The organism is Occultella kanbiaonis, assembly GCF_009708215.1.
GTDB lineage: Bacteria > Actinomycetota > Actinomycetes > Actinomycetales > Beutenbergiaceae > Occultella > Occultella kanbiaonis.
In genome coordinates this window covers 3059341-3079673 of record NZ_CP046175.1, presented here as the reverse complement: position 1 = coordinate 3079673, position 20333 = coordinate 3059341, and the positions used below count along the sequence as shown (strand labels likewise).

The window sequence follows — 20333 nt, the reverse complement described above, 5'->3', positions numbered from 1 at the left end:
GCTCGATTTCGGTGCAAAGCGTGATGACGCATAGGAATTGGCTGCCATGTGTGACCGAGCGAGACACTGATGTTCACAACGCCGTAACACCCAGATGCCACGATTTGGTATACCAACGTGCGATCTACTGAAGGAGAGCGATGTCCTCACCACAAGTGATCCGTCCGCCCCGCCCGGGTCCGGAGATCAGCAGACGTGGGCTCCTGGCAGCCACCGGCCTGGTCGCCTCAGCCCTGACAGGTTGCAGTCGCGGGGTCGACGACGGACGGCCCGTCGTCACCGTGTGGGGCGGTTTCGAGTCGATGAACGCCGAACTGATCGCGCACTTCAACGACACCCATGAGATCCAAGTCCGCTGGGTCGACAACGGCTGGGGGATTGGGCAGTACTACCAGAAGTTCATGACCGCCATGTACGCCGGAACGGGCGGTCCCGATGTCTTCCTCACCGACCTCAGCCTGGTGCCACACTTCGTGGTGCAGGATTACTTGCTGGACCTGGGGCAGTACGGTGGCGCCGAGGATACGGGGGACTACGACGAGGCACTGTGGGCCCAGGTCTCCCAGGGCGGTCAGGTCTACGCCGCACCCGTGGACTCGGGCCCGCTGACGTTCTTCCACCAGCCCGAACGACTCGCGGAAGCAGGCGCCGACGTGCCGGCAACGTGGGATGAGTTCGCCACCGCGGCCGACCGTGTCCGCTCCGCCGACGAGGACGCCTACCTCGCGGTCATGGGGCCGTCGACATGGTTCGCCGCGCTCGTCGCGCAGGCCGGTGGCACCTTCTTCGAGTACGACCTCACCGAGCCCACGGCGCTCGGGGTCACGATCGACACCGAGCCCGCGAACGCGGTCATGGAGCGCTGGGGCGAGATGATCCAGGCGGACCTCATCGACACCACCGCCATGTTCTCCACGGAGATGGATGCCCGGCTGGCACGGGGCGGCTACTGGGGCCTGGTGTCGGCGAGTTGGTACAGCTGGCAGATCGAGTCCAAGGCCACGTCGACGGCCGGAGGATGGCGGGTCGCGGGCATCCCGCAGTGGCGGCGCGGTGAGTCGGTCTCCGGCAATTGGGGCGGTTCGGGCTACGCCGTGAGCAAGTCGGCGCGCGACCCGGAGGCCGCCGCCTACGTATGTCGTCACCTGTTCGGCGGCGACGAGGTCGCCTGGGACATGGCGATGTGGACCGCCAAGCTGTTTCCGGCCCGCGCCGAGGCTCGGGACTCCGCGGAGTTCCTGGGAGAGCACGCCGAGTTCTACGGCGGACAGATGGTGAACGAGCTCCACGTGGAGTCCGGCAGCACCGCCGTGGTTCCTGACTTCTCCCCGTTCGACCGGTACTTCACCGACACCTTCGACCAAGCGATCTTCGACGCCCTCCACGGGCGGCTGGCCTGGTCCGACGTCATGTCCGCCACCCGCGACCGGATCGTCCGATACGCAAGAGAGCAGGCCTTCGATGTCCACTAGCCACGTCGGGACCGTGCGCTCGCGCACCTGGGCGACCGGCCCGACGGCGGCAGCCCGTCGCCGCGCGGGGTGGTTGTTCGTGACCCCGTTCACGGTGCTGATGATCGTGCTGATCATCATCCCGGTCGTCTGGGCGGTCCGCATGAGCCTGTACACGGACACGCTCGCGCGCGGGCCCCAGTTCACCGGACTCTCGAACTTCGTCATGGTGCTGCAGGATCCCCTCTTCCACGCCGGGGTGGGACGGATCCTGCTGCTGGGGGCGGTCCAGGTGCCGATCACCATCGGGCTCGCGCTGTTCGCAGCACTGCTGCTCGACCACTTCGCATCGCCGTACGCCCGGGCGTTCCGGCTCGCGCTGTTCCTGCCCTACGCCGTGCCGGGGGTCGTCGCGGTCCTGATGTGGGGCTACCTCTACAGCCCGACGTTCGGACCACTCCAGACGAATGTGCTGACGTCGTCGACCGGCCTGGGCGCGATCGGGAACATCCTGGTCTGGGGCGGCACCGGCTTCACGATGGTGATCATCCATTCGGCGCTGCAGGGAGTGCCTCGCGAGATCTACGAGGCGGCGCGGGTCGACGGTGCCGACGCGGTTCGCCTGGCGTGGTCGATCAAGATCCCGATGGTGGCCTCCTCGCTCGTGCTCACCGGGTTGCTGTCGGTGTTCGGGGCGATGCAGCTCTTCACCGAGCCGAACATCCTGAGCGCCCAGGCGCCCGATGTGTTCATCCCATCATTCACACCGAACACCTATGCCCACAACCTCGGCTTCTCATACGCGCAGTTCAACTACGCGGCCGCCGTCTCATTCACGGTCAGCGTGCTGGTATTCCTTGCGTCCTTCGTCCTGCTGGGGCTGACCCGAAAGCGAAGTGGTCTGTCATGACTGTCCTGATCGAGTCCCCGTCGCTTGTGACCGAGGACGAGCGTCACTCTCGGCCCAGTCCGACCGGCCGTGGCGTGATGTCGCTCTGGCTCGTGATGGCCCTGATGATGGCCTACTACCTCGTGCCAGTGTGGTGGCTGGCCGTCAACGCCACCAAGTCCAACACCGACCTGTACAGCAGTGCGGCGCTGTGGTTCGGATCGGCGAACGGGATCCTGGAGAACATCGCAGCGACCTTCACCCAGGACGACGGCGCATTCGGGCGATGGCTCGTGAACACCGTGCTGTACACCGGAGTGGGCGGTCTGGGGGCGCTCGTGGTCTCCGGGCTCGCCGGCTACGGATTCGCGAAGTACGACTTCCCGGGCAAACGGCTCATCTTCGCCGCCCTGCTCGGGATCATGATGATCCCGCTGACGGCGTTGGTCATCCCTCAGTATCTGCTGATGGCGGGGCTCGGGTTCGTCAACACCCCGTGGGCCGTCATCCTGCCGTCGATGCTGAACCCGTTCGCCGTGTACCTGGTGCGGGTGTTCGCGCAGGACTCAGTGGCGGACGAGGTTCTGGAGGCGGCCCGCATCGACGGCGCCGGCGAGTGGCGCGCGTTCCGGTCGATCGCGCTGTTCATCCTGAGGCCGGCGCTCGCGACGGTGCTGATCTTCTCCCTCGTGGGGATCTGGAACAACTACTTCCTCCCGTTGTTGATGCTGTCCGACAGTGCGCTCTACCCGATCACGGTGGGGCTGGCGGACTGGTACGCACGGGCTGAAGCCACCGCGGGCGCGTCCACCCCGCTGTTCAACCTCGTCATCACGGGGTCATTGATCTCGGTGGTGCCGCTGGTGGTGGCATTCCTCGGGCTGCAGCGCTACTGGGTGGGCGGACTCGCCATGGGCAGCCTCAAGTAGGGGCGGCGTGAGTATGCTGCGGAGGGTGTCTTCCGTGGGTCCGCCTCCCATCACGGGTGCGACCGGCGATCTGACCCTGGCGTCCGAGGACGGGCTCGGGTCCCGGGTCTACCGGTCGATCCGGGAGCGCATCATCACCGGCCAGTACGAGCAGGGCGCCCGGCTGCCGGAGAGTCGGCTCGCCACCGACCTGCAGGTCTCCCGGATCCCGCTACGGGAGGTGCTGCCCCGGATCAAGGCGGAGGGGCTGATCACGACCCTGCCCCGCCGCACGGCGGTGGTCACCCGGTGGAACACCCAAGCAGTGCACGAACTGTTCGACGCGCGGCTGGCCATCGAGGTGGCCGCGGTCGGGCGGGCAGCCCGGGCAAGTGGGGACGGTGCGGCGCTGGACCGGATGGACCTCGTCCTGCAGGAGTCTGAGACCGAGATGTCCCGCGGTGACGATCTTGGCTTCGCCGAGGCGAACGTCACGTTCCACATGGCCCTGGTGGCGGCGTCAGGGAACTCGTTGATGACGTCGCTGATGCGGTCGATCTCCAGCCGTATGGCGTGGCTGTTCATGCTCACGGCGCAGCGCGATCACGAGACCGCCTGCCGCGAGCACCGTGAGTTGCTGGCGGCCGTGCGTTCGGGGAACGAGCGACTCGCCGAATCGGCCGCGTACACGCACATCGAAGTCGGCCGCGAGCCATCCCTGTTGGCGCTGCGACACCTCCTCGACGACGGCGAGTGACCGGTAGCCGCACCTCACCAAGCTCGGGATCGGCTCGTGGTGCACCGGCCACACCTCGGCGTAACCCGAGAGCAACGGCAGCTCAGCGTGAGTCCTCCAGGACGCTCCGTTCGGCCGTGCGCTCACCATCGGCCGCGTCCCGCTCGCGGGCCGCACGCAGTTCGGCGGGGGTGACCGGGGGGATGCGGTCGCGGTAGAACCAGCGGGAGAGGCGAACCCGGACCCGCGTCCGCCACCGGACGCGTCCGTTGGCGTCCGGCTCGAGCGTCAGCGGTTCGTCCACCTCGTAGTCGACCAGCCGCCACCGTTCGTAGGCATCCAATGGCCGATGCACCTCGACGTACTCACCCGTCGACGACCGGACGACCCTGCCTGTTTCGTGACCGTGGAGCACGAGCTCTCGATCCTTTCGTTGTAGCGCGACGCAGATGCGCCTGGTCAGGACGAACCCGAGCACGGGTCCGAGCAGGAGTGCGATCTGGAGCGTCAGCACGATTCCCTCGAAACCGATCCCGAACTGCAGCGCGATGGTGTCGGTCCCGGCTGCTGCCCACAGAACGCCGTAGAAGATGATTCCGGCGACTCCGATCGCGGTGCGGGTCGGGGCATTGCGCGGCCTGGCGGGCCTGTGGTGCTCGCGTCGGTCGCCGGTGATCCAGCGTTCGATGAACGGGTAGATCATGGCCGTCACCAGGTACAACCCGGACACCGCGACGGGCACGAGCAGCGCCAGGACCCAGGTCCCACCCAGCCAGAGGAACTCCCAGCCCGGGGGGACGAGCTTCTGCGCTCCGTCGAGGAAGGCCAGGTACCAGAGCGCGCCGGCTCCGGCGGAGGTGTTGCCCGGATCGGCCGGCCCGTAGTCCCAGATCGGGCTGACGGTCACGAGTACCGCCATCAGCGTCAGGCCACCGAACACGATGAGGAACAGGCCTGCCTGCCTCGTTGCGGAAGCGGTCGGACGCCGCCGGACCGCGCCCTCGGATCCAGCTCCGGATCCGGGGCGAGCGGGCCCGCTTCGTGCGCTCAGCAGGGCGTACACCGCGATGAGCGCCACGATGATGCCCGGCAGGACGAACACGTGGAGCGGGTAGAACGTGGCGATCGCACCGCTCGGGAACTGTCCCTGGAACACGAGATCCGACAACCTGGTCCCGACCACGGGAACGCTCTTGAGGAGCCCGTCGAGCACCGCGAGACTGCTGCCGGAGAGCATGTCGTCGGGAAGCAGCGCGCCGGTCAGGCCCGCGCCCATGCCCGCGAACAGGACGCCGAATCCGATGAGCCAGTTCTTCACGCGCGGCCGACGGAACTCGCCGGTGAAGAAGACACGCAGGATGTGCAGCAGCAACGCGGCGATCATCAGGTTGGCGCTCCAACGGTGGAGCTGGCGCATCAACAAGCCACCGCGAACTTCCAGTGAGATCTCCAGGGTCGACTCGTAGGCGCGCGACATCTCGACGCCCTGGAGAGGTCCGTACGGGCCGTCATAGACGACCGGGGCGACCGACGGGTCGTAGAAGAACGTGAGGAAGGCGCCCGTGAGGGCGCACACGACGAAACTCGCGAGGACGATCTGACCGAGCAGCAGGGACCAGTGATCGGTGAAGGCGTGCACCCGCCAGGACGTGATGACCGTGCTCAGCCGGGTCCGCTGGGCGAACCGGTCCGCGAGCCGGTCCATCGTCTGACTGCCCTTCGCGCTCCCTGCGCTCACGTCGCACCCACTCCGTTCCCTACTCGATGCCCGGCTCGTGGAGCCGGGTACCTGGATGACGCCGTAGCGACGCGGTTTGTGACACCCACCCGCACGGAAGAGGCGGACGTCACCGTGGTGGTTCGCCCCGGGGGCGCTGTGGCGGGCGTCCACCGTGCAGTACCGTCGAACGGGTGAGCGATCTGCAGTGCGCGGCGGTGCTGTTGGTGGCCCGGCACGGGCACGCCTACGAGCCCGAGCCGGGGACCGACGACGACCTCGGCCTCACCCCGGACGGCGTCGCCCAGGCCCGTGCCCTCGCCGGGTCGCTGCGGGACCGCAAGGTCGCCGGGCTGTTCACGAGCACCCTGCGCCGCGCGGTCGAGACCGGCGCCGTGGTCGGTGCCGAACTCGGGCTGAGGCCCGAGGCGCTGCCCGGTCTCGTCGAGTTCGACCTCGGTCCGGACGCCGAGACGCCCGACGGAGAAGCCCGGGCACTGCGGGTGATGCACCGCTGGGTGGATGGTGACCTCGGCGCCGCCCTGCCGGGCGGGGAGTCCGGCACGCAGGTCGTGACCCGGTTCGCCGGTGCGGCGGAGGAGATCGCCGACCGGTTCCGCGGCGAGACCGTGCTGGTGATCAGCCACGGCGGCACGATGTCACTGGTGCTGCCGCACCTCGCGGCGGCGGAGCCGGGGATGACCGAGTCGCGCTGGATCCCGCCGTGCGGCGTCGCCGAGGTGCACGTGGACGCGGACGGCTGGTCGCTGAAGACCTGGCCGGGCAGCACCGACGTGGCGGTCGCGGGGCACTGAGCCCACGCTTCGGTGACCGCGGTCCCGCTCCGCCTCGGTCGCCATCCGAATGTACGCGAGTACACTCCGGCCGGTCGGCGACCTGGACCTCGATATGCTCGGCATCGTCAATGCTCGCAGTGCTGGGGCGGAAGGGAGCCGACGATGGGTCGAAGAGGGCGCGTACCGCCGTCGCAACGGGTGCGGATGGCAGACGTCGCCGAGGCCGCCGGCGTCTCTCGGGCCACGGTGTCCAGGGTGCTCACCCGCGATCCCGCCGTGGTCGAGGCCACCGCCGCAGCCGTCCGGGAGGTCATCGAGCGACTCGGTTACCGCCCGAACCGGGCGGCCCAGGCGCTCATGGGCGCGAGCCGGACCCTCGGTGTCATCTTCGGCGAACCACCGGGCCGGGCGAGCGCGTTGCTGCTGCGCGGCATCAACGAGGTCGCGACATCGGCGGGGTATACCCTCGCGGTCGCGATCGCCACGGACTCGGACGGCGAGGAGTTGCGCCGCGGCCTCAACACGATGGTCGAGCAGTCGGCGGCCGCGGTCATGGTGCTGCCGTCGACCAGTCTGAACGCGGAGGTCCTGGCGGCGGCGGACGTGCCGTTCCCGATCATCAGCACCACCGATCTGGGTCCCGGCTCGCCGTGCTCGGTCGCGGCGCTGGACGAGCTGGGTGCGGTCGACGTCGTGATGGAGCATCTGCTCGAGATCGGCAGGAGCCGGATCCTGCACATCGGAGCTCGCCCCGAGACGCTGGTGTCACGGTTCCGGTGGGACGGCTGGAAGGCGCGCGTCGACGACGCCGACTTCTTCGAGATGGCCGAGGAGTGGACTGCTCGGGCAGGTTACGAGGCCCTGCACCGGGCGGTGGCGCGCGGTGCTCGCCCGGACGCAGTCTTCGCTGCCACTGACGAGATGGCACTCGGTGCCATGCACGCGGCGGCCGAACTCGGACTGCGGGTCCCGGAGGACCTGGCGGTCGCCGGATTCGGAGGGCTCCCGATCACCGAGTTCTTCGGCCCCGGGCTGACAAGCGTGGCAACCGCCCTTCACGAGCGAGGGGCACTGGCCGTCGAGGAGTGCGTGCGGCGGCTCGCGGAGCCGGACGGTCCACCGTCCTACCGGCTGATCGCGGGTGAACTCGTGGTGCGCCGATCCACCGTTGCGGCACGCAGTTCGGACCAGGTGAGTGCCGGCCGAGGTGACGTGCACGGGGTCGTCGGCGGCGTGCTCTAGCCCAGACCCGGGATCGTCGGAGCGGACGTTCCGCGGCCGGGCCCGGTGACCGCCGGAACCGGCGGAACGTGACCCGGTCCTCGGCCGCCTCGAGAGCATCCTCAAGCACGTCCAGCCCGGTCGCACGCCGTCGTCGGTGCCGGACCCGGCGAGCCCGACCGCTGGCTCGTCGGAGGGACGTCGCCGTCGACTGCCCGCCGAGAGGGCGGTTGACAGTCCGGCGAGGAGCCCGCTAGGTTCACGGAACTCGCAATGATCGCGCGTTCATTTGGTACAGACCGTAGGTTTTCGACAGGCAATGGAGCTGTTCTAGGCGTGAATTCCACCAAACGGGCGGCCCGGCTGCGGCGCAGCGCCCCCTTGCTGGCGCTGGCGGCACCGGGTGTGCTGCTCCTGCTCGCCTTCCAGTACTACCCCCTCGTCGGCAACGTCATCGCCTTCAAGGACTATCTGCCGTTCGTCGGGGTCTGGGAGAGCCCGTGGGTCGGGCTCGAGAACTTCGAGCTGATCGCACGCGGTGACCACCGCTTCGTCAACGCACTCACCAACACCCTGATCATCACCCTTGTGCAGGTGCTGCTGGTCTTCCCGGTGCCGATCGCGCTCGCCCTGGCCCTGAACTCCATGGTCTCGGAGCGGATCAAACGGATCGTCCAGTCGGTGCTGTACCTGCCCCACTTCCTGTCCTGGGTGATCGTCGTGGCGGTCTTCCAGCAGTTCCTCGGAGGTGCCGGGATGATCAACAACTTCCTCCGGGCCAACGACCTGGACACGTTCTCCCTGATCGGCAACGCCGACCTCTTCATCCCGCTGGTGACCAGCCAGCTGATCTGGAAGGACGCCGGCTGGGCGACGATCCTGTTCCTGGCGGTGCTGTCCCAGATCGACACGACCCTGTACGAGGCGAGCACGATGGATGGCGCCGGACGGTTCCGGCAGATGTGGCACATCACCTTGCCGGCGCTCAAGGGGATCGTGATCCTGCTCCTGATCCTGCGGCTCGGAGACGCGCTCAGCGTGGGCTTCGAGCAGATCATCCTCCAGCAGCCGGCCGTCGGTATCGAGGCGTCCGAGGTGCTGGATACCTACGTCTACAACGTCGGCATCGTGGACGGCAGCTGGAGCGAGGCGACGGCGGTCGGCCTGGTCAAGGGCATCGTCTCCGTCCTGCTGGTGCTGGGTGCGAACAAGTTGGCGCACCTCTTCGGGGAGGACGGGTTGTACCGGTCATGACGAACGCCACGCGCCACGCCCGGCGCAACACCCTCATCAATGGTCAGCAGCGGCCGTCACCCCTGTTCGGCGTCGTCAAGCTGCTCGTGTTCGCCGTCGCGTGTGCCCTCGTGCTGGTTCCGTTCGTCGCGATCATCGCGACGTCGCTGGCGCCCTCGGCACAGGTCACCAACTCCGGCGGGATGGTGCTCTGGCCCGAGCGTCTCGACATCACCGCCTACCAGGCGATCCTGTCGGGTGGCGTGGTCACCCGGGCCCTGGGAGTCAGCGGCATCGTCACGATCGTCGGCGCCGTGCTCTCGCTCACCGTCTCCTCCATGCTCGCCTACGCGCTGACCCGGTCCGCGCTGCCGGGGCGGCGGCTGATCACGATGCTGCTGATCTTCAGCCTGTTCTTCAACCCGGGCATCATTCCGATGTACCTCGCGGTGCAGCAGTTCGGTCTGCTCGACAGCCTTGCCGCACTCATCGTTCCCACCTGCCTGAACGCGTTCAACGTGATCGTGCTGCGCGCCTTCTTCAGCAACCTTCCGACGGATGTCCTGGAGGCGGCCGAGATCGACGGGGCCAGCGAGTTCACCATGCTGGCCCGCATCGTGCTGCCGTTGTCGAAGGCCGCCCTTGCCGTCATCGGGCTGTTCTACGCCGTCGGGTACTGGAACGCCTTCTTCTCCGCGCTGCTGTACATCAACGACCCCAAGCTGTGGCCGCTGCAACTGGTGCTGCGGTCCTACGTCACCAACGACAACCAGATCGGCGCCGCCGACCTCGCCTCCGGGATCCTCCCGGCCCAGGTGACCCTGCAGATGGCGATCCTCGTGGTCTCGATCGTGCCGATCGTGTGCGTCTACCCGTTCCTGCAGCGCCACTTCGCCAAGGGCGCTCTCACGGGAGCGGTCAAGGGTTGACGCCGACGTCCTACCCCGACTCCCAACTCACCCCTGCACCACACACCATTGGAAGGACCGACCATGTCCGCGCACACTCCTCACCCGTCCCGGCGAGCAGTCCTCACGACCGGCCTCGGGATCGCAGCACTGGCCGGCATCGCAGCCTGCTCGAGCGGTCCGAACGGCGGCAACGACCAGGGCGGTTCGGGCGGCGGCGCCGCGGCCGCGCTGCCCGACTACATCCCCTACGAGGGCGTCGAAGCAGACCTGCCGGTCCAGGACGGTCGCACGTCGAGCGGGTTCTTCGCCTACCCGGCCAGCCCGGCCGCGATCTCCACAGGGACCCCCAGTGACGGTGAGCCCATCACCGCCATGGGACCGACCTCGTTCGCTCTTCCACCTGCGATGGATCAGAACGCGTTCTGGCAGGAGATGAACGAGAGGCTCGGCTCCGAGCTCCAGATCACGTTGACGCCCGCCGGTGAGTACGACGCCAAGTTCGCGACCACCGTCGCCGGCCGCGCGCTCCCGGACTTCTTCCACGTGGGCTCGACCCAGTCGTTGCCGCAATTCATGGCCTCCGAGGCCGCGGACCTCACCGAGTTCCTCTCCGGCGACGCCATCGCCGCCTACCCAGGGCTGGCAAACATCCCGACCGCCTCATGGGAGGAGTGCGCCTTCGAGGGTCGGATCCGAGCCATCCCGATCCAGCGTGGGCTGGTGAACCTGCCGACGCTGTTCGCCCGGCAGGACCTGCTGGAGGCCGCGGGGATCACCGAGATGCCGCGGAGCTTCGGCGAGTTGAGCGATCTCTCGGAGGAGCTCACCGGCGGCAACACGTGGGCGTGGGGGAACCTCCCGCTGGTCTACGCGCGCGCCAGTGTGGACATCCCGAGCTACTGGACCGTGGTCGACGGGACGTTCACGAGCACGCTCGAGGACGAGCGGCATGAGCAGGCACTGGACGCCGTGCGGGCTCTCCAGGCGGCGGGCGTCGTCAACCCGGACGCACCGTCCGCGCCGGGCTCGGCGAGGAAGGACTGGTTCGGCGCCGGTAGGTCGATCTTCCACGAGGACTCGTTCATCGCGTGGTTCAGCCTGTACGTCCAGCACGGCTCGGTACCCGGGTTGAACATCCAGGCGATGCCGGTCATCGGATTCGACGGCGGCACCGGCACCCAGTTCGTGCCGAAGCCGAACTACGGCATCACCGCGATCAGTGCTGGCTCGGCGGACCGGGCCGAGACCCTGCTGAAGGTTGCCGACTACCTCGCCGCTCCGTTCGGCACCGAGGAGTACCTGTTCTGCAAGTTCGGCATCGAGGGCGTCAACTACGAGCTCGAGGGCACAGACCCGGTGCCCACGGATGCCGCCAGCGAGGTGAACATCGGGTCCCTCTACATCTCCGATGCCGCGCGCGTGGTGTACGCCCCCAACCGGGAGGCCGTGGTCCAGGCGGCCTGGGACCACCAGAACCGCGTCACCGAGAAGTCACTGCAGGACCCGACGCTCGGCCTGTACTCGGAGACCGCCAGCCGCAAGCTCGCCTCGCTCCAGGGCACGCTCGAGGACGCCGAGCTGGACATCATGCTCGGGCGCCGGCCGGTCAGCGACTGGAGCGTCGCCGTCGAGGAGTTCAACAGCGGCGGCGGGGCCGACATCCTCGCCGAGTACCAGGCAGCCTTCGACGAGAAGCAGGGGTGACCGCCCGATGAGCGCAACCGAGCAGCGGTTGACCGGTTCGGACCGGCAGGAGCACGGCGTCGGCCGGCAGCACACCCGGATCGTGGAGCGCCTCGGCCGCTGGCTGCACGCGATGGAGCCGTGGTGGACGGATGGCCCCAACGGGACCGGCTGGTTCGGTACCGGCTACAACGTCTGGGGGGCGCAGACGAACCTCAAGTACGCCTCGGCAGCGGCCGTCGTCGCGGTCCACCATGACGATCCCGTGACCAGGGCGTTCGCCCGCCGGCGGGCCGAGGCCAGTTACCGGTTCGCCTGGGACTCGCACGTGTCCGGCACCGGCAGGTGCGCCGACGGGACCCAGTGGGGGCACACCTGGATCAGTGTTCTCGGCATCGAACGGGCCTGGTTCGGAGTGGAGCTCATGCGGGGCCTGGGCGCGACCGGCGTCGCGGACGCGGCGCGGGCTGTCCTCTTCAGCGAGTCCGAGTGGCTCAGCACCGGCTATCACCGCGGCAGGGACCTCGGCGTCCAGGCGGACGTCTGGGATGCCTCGGGGCACAACCACCCCGAGTCGAACCTCTGGAACGGAGCGTTGCTGTGGCGCACGGCCACGCGCTGGCCTGACGCCGAGCAGGCGCCGCGCTACCGGGACGCGGCCCTGCGGTTCCTTGCCAACGGTGTCTCCCTCGCGGCCGACGCCACCGACGAGACGATCTACGACGGGCTGCCGCTGCGGGAGCGGCACCGCGGTGCCAACTTCTTCGACTCGATGGCGCTTGACCACCACGGCTATCTCAACGCCGGCTACATGGCCATCTGCACCAGCCATGCGGCGTTGCTCTACTTCGACCAGGTGCGCGCCGGCCTGCCCGTCCCGGAGTTGCTGCACCTGCACCAGGACGCGCTCTGGGAGCGGCTGAGTTCCTGCATCACGCCCGATGGCAGGCTGATCCGGATCGGCGGGGACAGCCGCGTCCGGTACGCGTACTGCCAGGAGTACGTGCCGGTCGGCGCGCAGTACGCCCAGCACCACCTCGGCGATGCCGGGGCGGCGGACCTGGTCGCGGCCTACCTGGACATGGTCGATGCCGAACCGAACGAGAACGGCTCGTTCTACGGGCGCCGCTTCGATCACCTGGCCCGTCAGCGCCCCTACTACTACGTGCGGCTGGAGTCGGACCGGGCCAACGCCCTGGCCGTCGTCGCCGCCAACCTCGATGGTGCGCGGTGGCCCGGGCTCCCGCCGGAGCCGGACGCGACCGTGCCCGAGCCGGCCCCGCTGGTGGCGGTCCGCACTGCTGCCGCGCAGGATGACGTCTGGCACGACGACGAGCACGGAGTGCTGGTCACCCGTGGGGCGCGGCGGTTCGCTGCGCACAGCTGGCGGGCATTCACCACGACCCAGGGGCTCTGCCTGCCTGTCGAGCGCGGCGACCTTGCCGAGTATCACCTGAACCTCGCTCCGCAGCTGAGTTTCGAGGGCGATCAGGCGGCTCTCGGCCAGTACGGCCCCGGCAAGCCGTCCCGCCGGGTGCTGCAGTACTGGCAGGGCAGCTTCGCCGGTGGGTTCGCGACCGTCGGGCAGGTGGTCGAGGGCGCCGAGCTCGCGATCGGCGAGGGCTGGAGCGGCGGGCCGGGAGCCGTGAGCGTGATCGCGATGATCGCGCTTCCGGACGACGCCACGGTCCTCGGCCTCCAGCTGGTCACGACGGCGGACTGGCATGTCGGCCTGCTCGGCGGCCACGGGCTGAACCTGGGCATTCCGAACGACACCTACAACCAGCATCGTCGGCTGCTGCGAACGGCGGGCGAGACGCTCACCCTCGATGGCCCTGCGACCGAGGAGTCGGTGCGCGATCTGGGCTCCGAGGTCAGCGTCGACGGACGGCTGACCGTTCGGTCCCTGGATGCCCAGCCCGTGCAGCTGCTGCGACGGCCGGCGCCCCACGGCGGCCCCGCACTGCGTTCGATCGGCGTCGAGACGCTCGCCATCGGTGCGTTCGGAGGGCCCGCGTACATCCGACCCCGGACCACGATCGTGGACACCGCCTACCTGGTCCACGTGGAGGGCGCCGGCCCGGATTCGTCGGCCCCGGAGTGCGTGGCGCTGCCGGCGGACGGCGGTGCCCGGGCGTGGCGGGTGCGGTCCGCGGACCGGCGGAGCTGGACGGTCGTGGTGAATCCCACCGGGTCGGAGGTGCTCTTCGAGGTGCCCGACGGCGGGGGGCGGGAACTCACGTCCGGCGAGTCCGCGTCGGGCTCGCTGAGCGTCGCGCCCCTGCAGGCGCGCGTGGTCGAGCACATGCGCTGACCGGGGAGGGCGGCGGCCCAGGTACCGCCGCCCTCGCCCGCGGTCCGGGTGCGACGCCCGGGCTCGGTCGGCCGGCAGGACACGCAACCCCCTTTACAACGTTGGAAGAGTTCGCTAGACAGGACGCAGGCGCCACATCACCGAAGCTGTCGCGGTCCGAAAGGTTGACACCCATGCGTCCCTCCCTCCGTGCGGTCCTTGCCGCTGCCGCCAGCCTGTGCCTGCTCGGCTCCGGGCTACAGGCTGCGACGGCCGATCCGGCCGCGTCGTCGTCAGGTCCGCCGGCGGCGACCGTGACGAACCCGATCTCGGACGAGTTCTCCGACACCTACGCCGATCCCGCGATCATCCGCGGCAAGGACGGCTACTGGTACATGTACGCGACGAGCGACCCTCTCACCGAGGCGCCGAGCCCGTTCGGTCTGATGCACATCGCGCGCAGCCATGACTTCTCCAGCTGGGAGTACCTGGGCACGGTGTTCGAGGACGACACCCGGCCGGACTGGGCGACGTCGGGATCCTTCCTCTGGGCACCGGACATCCGGTACGTGGCCGGACAGTACGTCCTCTACTACACGGTGACGGACACGGTGGCGGACCCCGGAGGGTCGAACTATGCGATCGGTGCGGCCACGGCGCCCACCCCGGCCGGGCCCTGGACCGACTCCGGCGCCGCCGTCGTCGCGCCCCGGCCCGACGGTGGTGGCGGCTACTTCAACACCATCGACCCCGCGCTGTTCGTCGACGACGACGGCGTCCGGTACCTGTACTTCGGCGGGTACCACGGCGGACTGTGGGTCACCGAGCTCGACGAGAGCGGCCTGACGGCGGTCGGTGCGGCCACCAGGGTGGCCCGGCCCGACCGGTACGAGGGCTCGTTCGTGGTGAAGCGCGACGGCTACTACTACCTCACCGCGTCGTCCGCGAACTGCTGCGCCGGCCCGGTGACCGGGTACAGCGTGTATGCGGGCCGATCCACCTCCCCGCTCGGCCCGTTCGTCGACCACGAGGGCGTCTCGCTGCTGGACTCCCGGGTGGGCGGCACGCAGGTCCTCGCCCAGAACGGCAACTCCATCATCGGTGTGGGGCACCATGCGATCTTCACCGATACCAGCGGCCAGGACTGGATCCTCTATCACGGTATCGAACGCGACGACGCCTGGCTCGATGCCCCGGGTGGGGTGAACGAGCGGCCCACGTTCGTGGACAGACTGGACTGGATCGACGGCTGGCCGGTCGCGAGCGCCGGTGCCGGACCGACGGAGGGGTCGTTGACCGGACCGGTGACCGGATCGGCGCTCGGGATCGACCTGGGCGACCCGGCCGCGAACCAGGCCCTACGCGCCACCTCGGGGACTTGGGACGCCGCGGTCGAGGAACTCAACGACGCCGGCGGGGTCGGCGTGCTCGAACCGGCGGGCGAGCCCGCGAGCGTGGTCTCGAACCGTCCGACCCCGAGGGACGTGCGCGTGGAGGCCGACGTCCGATTCCTCGACGACGCCCAGACGTTCGCGGTGGGCCTCGCACAGGCCGGACGCAACGCGATCGCGGTCACCGTCGACCGGACCACCGGGGAACTCCGTGCGGAGGTGACGCAGGGCGCGCGCACCACGGTCGAGTCGGCCCCGCTGACGGACCTGTTCACCCCGGACGCCTTCACGTCGCTGACCGTCGAGGCGCGCGACGGCGTCCTGCGCGCGATCCTGTCCGAGAGCCGACTCGGCGACGTGCTCGCCGAGGTTGAGCTCGAGCTGCCGCGTGGCGCGCAGAAGCAGCGGCCCGTCGAGCTGGTGGCCACCGGTGGCGCCGTGCAGGTGGACAACCTGAGTGTGGTCGCGGCACACATCCCGGTGACCGAGCGGGTCGCCGAGCCGGAACCCGGCTCCGTGCTCTTCGCCGAGGAGTTCGAGGGTGACCTGCAGCCCGGCTGGGAGTGGGCGCGCCCCGCCTCTGGGACCACCGTGACGGCCAACGAGCTCCAGTGGCCGCTCGAGTCGGTCGACATCGTCGGCGAGGGCAACACGGGAGCCCTCCTGCTCCGGGACGCCCCGGAGGGCGAGTGGATCATGCAGACCCGCGTGACGCTCGACCTCGGAGTGGACACGATCCGCAACTACCAGCAGGCCGGGCTGATCGTGCACAACTCCGACGACGACTTCCTGCGCCTTGGCACGGTGGCGATCTGGAGCAGCCGGCAGGCGGAGTTCGGCAAGGAACTCGTCCAGGACGGGCGGTTCAACTGGGGCGCGCACCTCGGTGGGCCCGTCGCACCGACGATGTGGCTGCAGCTGCACCACACCGTCGATCCGGCCACCGGTGACCTGCTCTACCGCTCGGCCACGTCACGTGACGGACAGACGTGGCGATGGGGAGCGACGTGGACGCTGCCGGCCGGATCCGACCCCCGAATCGGGCTGTACGCCGGCGGTGGCGCCGCCCCGCCTGCGGTCGCCACGTTCGACTACGTCCGAGTGTTCGACGTCCGGTGAGCGCCCGCGGCACCGTGGCCATCACGAACCCCGTCCACGGCCGGAACTTTCCCGACCCGTTCGTGCTGGAGGTGGACGGTCGGTGGTACGGATACGCCACCGAGGGCGAGGTCGGGACCCTTCCGATCCTGCGCTCGAACGACCTCGTCACCTGGGACGTGGTCGGCGAGGGCATGCCGAGACTGGCCCCGTGGTCGGTCGCCGGACGCCACTGGGCTCCCGAGATCGCGGCCTTCGGCACCGACCGCTACGTCGCCTACTACACCGCGATGGAGCGGGTGACCCGGAACCAGTGCATCGGGACCGCAGTCGCCGCCTCACCCGAGGGGCCGTTCGAGGACGTCGCCGAGGTGCCGTTCATCGGTCAGCACGACGAGGGCGGATCGATCGACGCGAGCCCTTTCACCGACGTCGACGGCACCCGGTACCTGCTCTGGAAGAACGACGGCAACCACATCGGTGTCGACAGCTGGGTGTACCTCCAGCAGTTGAGCCCCGACGGGCTCGAGCTCGTGGGGGAGCCGCACAGGCTTCTCACCCATGACCAGGCCTGGGAGGGCCACCTCGTCGAGGGTCCCTTCCTGTGGATCCAGGACGGCCGGTACGTCCTCTTCTACTCGGCGAACGACTACGCGTCAGCCGACTACGGCGTGGGCTACGCCGTCGCCGACGACCTGCTGGGGCCATACACGAAACCGTCCGATGAGCCCCTCATGCGCAGTACGGACGATGCCGCCGGGCCCGGGCACGGGATGGTCGTCGAAACCGGTGGACGCACCTGGTACGTCCACCACGCGTGGCCGCCGGACGCCGTCGGCGCCAAGGTTCCGGGGCGCACGATGTGGCTCACCGAGCTGAGGTGGACCCGCGGCGTTCCGGTGCTGGACGGCCCCCGGGCGCGGGTGGAGATCGCCTCCGAGCACGCGTGACGTCACTGGGCGCTTCCGCGGAAGCGCCCAGCTCGGGCCCCCGGAACGCGAGCACCCTGGGACGGTCTGCGTCAGGGAGTGACCTGTTCGTCTTCCATTAGTGTGTGCCGCACGGTATAGTGCGAGCCATGGGCGGGGACGAGATCGACGAGATCGAAGCGGGCCATCGGCAGGAGCTGCGCCGGGGAACCGTCGGCCTCGCGTGCCTGCTCCGGCTGCGCACTCCCGACTACGGCTACGCGCTGCTCGAGTCGCTGGGTGCGGACGGCATCGACGTGGACGCGAACACGCTCTATCCGTTGCTTCGACGGCTCGAGAAGCAGGGCCTGGTCACGAGTGAGTGGAGCACGGGGGAGGCGCGGCCCCGCAAGTTCTATCGCACCTCGCCCGAAGGGGACCGGCTCGCCCGGGTCCTCACCGACGACTGGCATCGACTGGACGCCGCTCTGCGCGGCCTGATCCAAAGAGGGGAATCATGACAACACCGACACTCACGGACCGTTACCTCTTCGCCGCCGCGCGAAGCGTCCCGCAGACGCAGCGCACTGAGTTCCGCAGCGAGCTCGCCGAGCGGATCGGCGACTCGATCGACGCGAAGGTGGAGGGCGGGGCGGACCGTGAGGCGGCCGAGCTGGACGTGCTCACCGAGCTCGGCAACCCTGACGCACTCGCGGCCACCTACGCCGACCGGCCGCTGCAACTCATCGGCCCGGCCCACTACCTCCTCTGGAAGCGCCTGCTGAAGCTGCTGCTCGCGATCGTGCTGCCGTGCGTCGCGTTCGCGTACGTGCTCGCGCAACTGATCTCGGGCGCAGGCATGGGCGAGATCTACGGGGGCACGGTCGTGGTGCTGATCAACGTCACGGTGCACCTCGCCTTCTGGACGACGGCGGTGTTCGCCTTCATCGACCGGGTCAGCGGCGGCACGTCCGTCGTCGACTGGAAGCCGGACGAGCTTCCGGTCGTGGTCGAGCCCCCACGCAACCAGCTCCGCATCGACGTCGTGAGCAATCTCGTGCTGGTCGTGCTCGCGGCCCTGGCGATCCTCGTCGGGCCCGGGCTGATCCCGTCCCCGGACGGCGCGGGCTCGGTGCCGTTCTTCGCGCCCGCGACCTGGGCCTGGCTCCAGTGGTACCTGCTCGCCGTGCTGGTCGCCCAGCTCGCGTTCTGGCTCCTGCTCCTGCGCCACGGGCGCTGGTCCTACCCGTTCGTGCTCGCAAGCCTGGTGCTCGCCGCCGCGGCGGCCCTGCCGATCGCGGCGACCCTGGCCACGGGAAGACTGCTGAATCCCGAGTACCTGGCGCGCACCGACTGGGCGGATGCGGTGGAGCAACTGGGCTCGGGAGGAGTCGTCGCGTCGGTCCTCGCCGTCGGCGTCGTCGCGGGCGCGGCAGTCTGGCCGATCGACGGTTTCGTCAAGGCCCGCCGGGCCCGGCAGGAACTGCTGGCGGGGTAGGCCCGAGCGCCGCCGGGGCCTGTGGATAGCGGGAGCGGGAAACCGGACGCCGGTGTTTGCTTGAGGTATGAGCGGCACAGTGCCGGAGATCCCGGGTTACCAGGTGGCGGGACCGCTCGGACTCGGGGAGCCTGCGCGGGTGTGGTCGGCTCGCGAGGCAACGGCGCGCGGCGGGCGCGCGGTGGCGATCCGGGTGTCCGAACCGGTCGGCGACGATCGTGCACGTGCCCGACGGCGTCGGCTCGGTGCGCTCGGCGGTCTCGACCACCCCGGGCTGGCCCGGGTGCTCGCGGTGCACGAACGCGACGACGGCCGCTGTGCCGTGGTCCAGGAACTGATCGACGGCCCCACCCTGGCGACCGTGCGCGCCGGGCGGCACGGCCTGGACCTGGCCGAGACGCTCGGCCTGGTCGCCGCACTGGCCGACGCGGTGAGCGTGCTGCACGCCGCCGGGGTGGTGCACGGTGACATCTCACCCGCGAACATCCTGCTGAGAACGCCACCGCTGGGTCAGAAGGACCCGGCCGCGCGGCCGGTCCGGCACCGGCAACGTCCCGATCCGCCGGCCGGCGCACGAGCTCTGCCGGACCCCGGCACCGGCCGGCCGGTGCTGGTCGACCTGCTCGGCGGGACCGGAACCGACGCCGGCACGGAGGGGTTCCGTGCACCCGAGGTCGGGGCGGGGCAGGAGGCGTCCGCGGCGGCGGACGTCTTCAGCATCGGCGCGGTCGCCCGGTGGGCCGTGGCGGACGCCGAACGTCCGGCGCTGCGCGAGATCATCGGCGAGCTCACCGCGGGCGAACCGCGGCGGCGGCCATCCCTCGAGGACATCCGAACCCGGCTCGCCGAGCACGAGGTCGCTCCGGTGCGCCTGCCGGACGCGCGTACCCTGGCCGGCGCCAGCCTGCGGGAGCACGCCCGACGCGAGGAGACGGTCCGGCGGCCGGTCCGCCGCCCGCGCGGCCGGGCCCGGCACCGCCGATCCCGACGATGGCGGGTGGTCGCCTGCGCCGCGATGCTGCTCGGCGCACTCGTGGGCACCGCATCGCTCAACGGCTGGGGACCGGTCGCAGCGGATCCGCAGGGCTCCGGTGAGCCGGACGTGACCCAGGGTCCGACCGGCCGGCCCGGTGGGTCGGCGGCGCCAGGCGGGTCGCCCGCGACCGCCGTGCTAGCAGCGGTGCCGGCTCTCACCGCGGCGCGGGACGTGGCGCTGGCGGCGGGGGACGCACGGGCGCTGGCCGCGGTGAGCGTTCCCGGTTCGCCCGCCGCCGCAGCCGACGCCGACCTCCTCGCGGCGCTCGCGACGGCGGGACTCACGTTGTCCGGACTCGCGACCGCGGTGACCGACGTCGAACTGGTGAGCGAACCGGGGGACGAGGCCGTGGTGCGGGCCGTCCTGACCCAGGGTGAACACCGGCGTACCGCGGCCGGCGATGGCGGCGTGGCGACCGTTGCGGCACTCCCGCCGCGATGCCTGGAGTTCACGCTCGCCTTCGTCGAGGGGGACTGGCTGATCGCTGACGTGGCCGAATGCGCACCCTGACCCGCTCACGCAGGCGTTCACCCGCCTGAGTGAGGCTGGCGCGAGCCGTTCCC

The 20333-nt window shown here is 69.8% G+C and carries 16 protein-coding genes; 15 read left to right on the top strand and 1 reads right to left on the bottom strand.

Annotated features, from left to right (window positions below; translation table 11 throughout):
- The first annotated feature begins 140 nt into the window (after positions 1–140).
- Genes GKS42_RS14165 through GKS42_RS14150 form a run of 4 tightly spaced genes read left to right on the top strand, consistent with a single transcriptional unit; the run spans position 141 to position 4005 of the window.
- Positions 141–1472, top strand: coding sequence for an ABC transporter substrate-binding protein (locus GKS42_RS14165; protein WP_154794408.1), 1332 nt, complete (start codon positions 141–143; stop codon positions 1470–1472).
- The gene (locus tag GKS42_RS14160; RefSeq protein WP_154794407.1) at positions 1462–2361 is read left to right on the top strand and encodes a carbohydrate ABC transporter permease; all 900 of its coding nucleotides are present in this window, start codon (positions 1462–1464) and stop codon (positions 2359–2361) included. Before GKS42_RS14165 ends, GKS42_RS14160 begins: the two co-directional genes overlap by 11 nt.
- Positions 2358–3269, top strand: coding sequence for a carbohydrate ABC transporter permease (locus tag GKS42_RS14155; RefSeq protein ID WP_154794406.1), 912 nt, complete (start codon positions 2358–2360; stop codon positions 3267–3269). Before GKS42_RS14160 ends, GKS42_RS14155 begins: the two co-directional genes overlap by 4 nt.
- A gap of 34 nt (positions 3270–3303) precedes the next feature.
- Positions 3304–4005, top strand: coding sequence for a GntR family transcriptional regulator (locus GKS42_RS14150; protein ID WP_168217840.1), 702 nt, complete (start codon positions 3304–3306; stop codon positions 4003–4005).
- An 82-nt stretch (positions 4006–4087) separates the two neighbouring features.
- Here the strand turns inward: GKS42_RS14150 and qcrB are convergent, their stop codons facing one another.
- Positions 4088–5722 (bottom strand): cytochrome bc1 complex cytochrome b subunit, encoded by a 1635-nt coding sequence (gene qcrB, locus GKS42_RS14145; RefSeq protein ID WP_154794404.1) that lies wholly within the window; start codon positions 5720–5722, stop codon positions 4088–4090.
- Between the two features lie 173 nt (positions 5723–5895).
- Here qcrB and GKS42_RS14140 point away from each other — a divergent pair, with 173 nt between their 5' ends.
- From GKS42_RS14140 to GKS42_RS14090, 11 genes are all read left to right on the top strand, one after another.
- Positions 5896–6516: a histidine phosphatase family protein gene (locus GKS42_RS14140; protein ID WP_154794403.1), complete on the top strand. Its 621-nt coding sequence runs from the start codon at positions 5896–5898 to the stop codon at positions 6514–6516.
- Positions 6517–6702: 186 nt separating this feature from the next.
- Positions 6703–7740: a LacI family DNA-binding transcriptional regulator gene (locus GKS42_RS14135; protein WP_168217839.1), complete on the top strand. Its 1038-nt coding sequence runs from the start codon at positions 6703–6705 to the stop codon at positions 7738–7740.
- 315 nt (positions 7741–8055) lie between these two features.
- Positions 8056–8973 (top strand): ABC transporter permease, encoded by a 918-nt coding sequence (locus tag GKS42_RS14130; RefSeq protein ID WP_232847675.1) that lies wholly within the window; start codon positions 8056–8058, stop codon positions 8971–8973.
- A complete protein-coding gene (locus GKS42_RS14125; RefSeq protein WP_154794400.1) occupies positions 8970–9881 on the top strand; it encodes a carbohydrate ABC transporter permease in 912 nt (303 codons plus the stop codon). The genes GKS42_RS14130 and GKS42_RS14125 overlap by 4 nt, the downstream gene beginning before the upstream one ends.
- A 63-nt stretch (positions 9882–9944) precedes the next feature.
- Positions 9945–11567, top strand: a complete 1623-nt coding sequence (locus GKS42_RS14120) for a type 2 periplasmic-binding domain-containing protein (protein ID WP_154794399.1) — start codon at positions 9945–9947, stop codon at positions 11565–11567.
- A 7-nt stretch (positions 11568–11574) separates the two neighbouring features.
- Positions 11575–13860, top strand: coding sequence for a hypothetical protein (locus GKS42_RS14115; protein WP_154794398.1), 2286 nt, complete (start codon positions 11575–11577; stop codon positions 13858–13860).
- Positions 13861–14033: 173 nt separating this feature from the next.
- Positions 14034–16349: a glycoside hydrolase family 43 protein gene (locus GKS42_RS14110; protein ID WP_154794397.1), complete on the top strand. Its 2316-nt coding sequence runs from the start codon at positions 14034–14036 to the stop codon at positions 16347–16349.
- Positions 16346–17278 (top strand): glycoside hydrolase family 43 protein, encoded by a 933-nt coding sequence (locus GKS42_RS14105; RefSeq protein ID WP_168217676.1) that lies wholly within the window; start codon positions 16346–16348, stop codon positions 17276–17278. Before GKS42_RS14110 ends, GKS42_RS14105 begins: the two co-directional genes overlap by 4 nt.
- 128 nt (positions 17279–17406) lie before the next feature.
- Entirely contained in the window at positions 17407–17757 is a 351-nt protein-coding gene (locus GKS42_RS14100; protein ID WP_154794395.1) for a PadR family transcriptional regulator, read from the top strand.
- Entirely contained in the window at positions 17754–18734 is a 981-nt protein-coding gene (locus GKS42_RS14095) for a hypothetical protein (protein ID WP_154794394.1), read from the top strand. Before GKS42_RS14100 ends, GKS42_RS14095 begins: the two co-directional genes overlap by 4 nt.
- A gap of 67 nt (positions 18735–18801) precedes the next feature.
- Entirely contained in the window at positions 18802–20280 is a 1479-nt protein-coding gene (locus GKS42_RS14090) for a protein kinase domain-containing protein (protein WP_154794393.1), read from the top strand.
- Positions 20281–20333: the final 53 nt, after the last annotated feature.

Coding starts and splice junctions, on each gene's coding strand:
- GKS42_RS14115 (WP_154794398.1), top strand. CDS start 11,575: ATGAGCGCAACCGAGCAGCGGTTGACCGGTTCGGACCGGCAGGAGCAC.
- GKS42_RS14095 (WP_154794394.1), top strand. CDS start 17,754: ATGACAACACCGACACTCACGGACCGTTACCTCTTCGCCGCCGCGCGA.
- GKS42_RS14135 (WP_168217839.1), top strand. CDS start 6,703: ATGGCAGACGTCGCCGAGGCCGCCGGCGTCTCTCGGGCCACGGTGTCC.
- GKS42_RS14120 (WP_154794399.1), top strand. CDS start 9,945: ATGTCCGCGCACACTCCTCACCCGTCCCGGCGAGCAGTCCTCACGACC.
- GKS42_RS14165 (WP_154794408.1), top strand. CDS start 141: ATGTCCTCACCACAAGTGATCCGTCCGCCCCGCCCGGGTCCGGAGATC.
- GKS42_RS14090 (WP_154794393.1), top strand. CDS start 18,802: ATGAGCGGCACAGTGCCGGAGATCCCGGGTTACCAGGTGGCGGGACCG.
- GKS42_RS14100 (WP_154794395.1), top strand. CDS start 17,407: ATGGGCGGGGACGAGATCGACGAGATCGAAGCGGGCCATCGGCAGGAG.
- GKS42_RS14155 (WP_154794406.1), top strand. CDS start 2,358: ATGACTGTCCTGATCGAGTCCCCGTCGCTTGTGACCGAGGACGAGCGT.
- GKS42_RS14110 (WP_154794397.1), top strand. CDS start 14,034: ATGCGTCCCTCCCTCCGTGCGGTCCTTGCCGCTGCCGCCAGCCTGTGC.
- GKS42_RS14125 (WP_154794400.1), top strand. CDS start 8,970: ATGACGAACGCCACGCGCCACGCCCGGCGCAACACCCTCATCAATGGT.
- GKS42_RS14160 (WP_154794407.1), top strand. CDS start 1,462: ATGTCCACTAGCCACGTCGGGACCGTGCGCTCGCGCACCTGGGCGACC.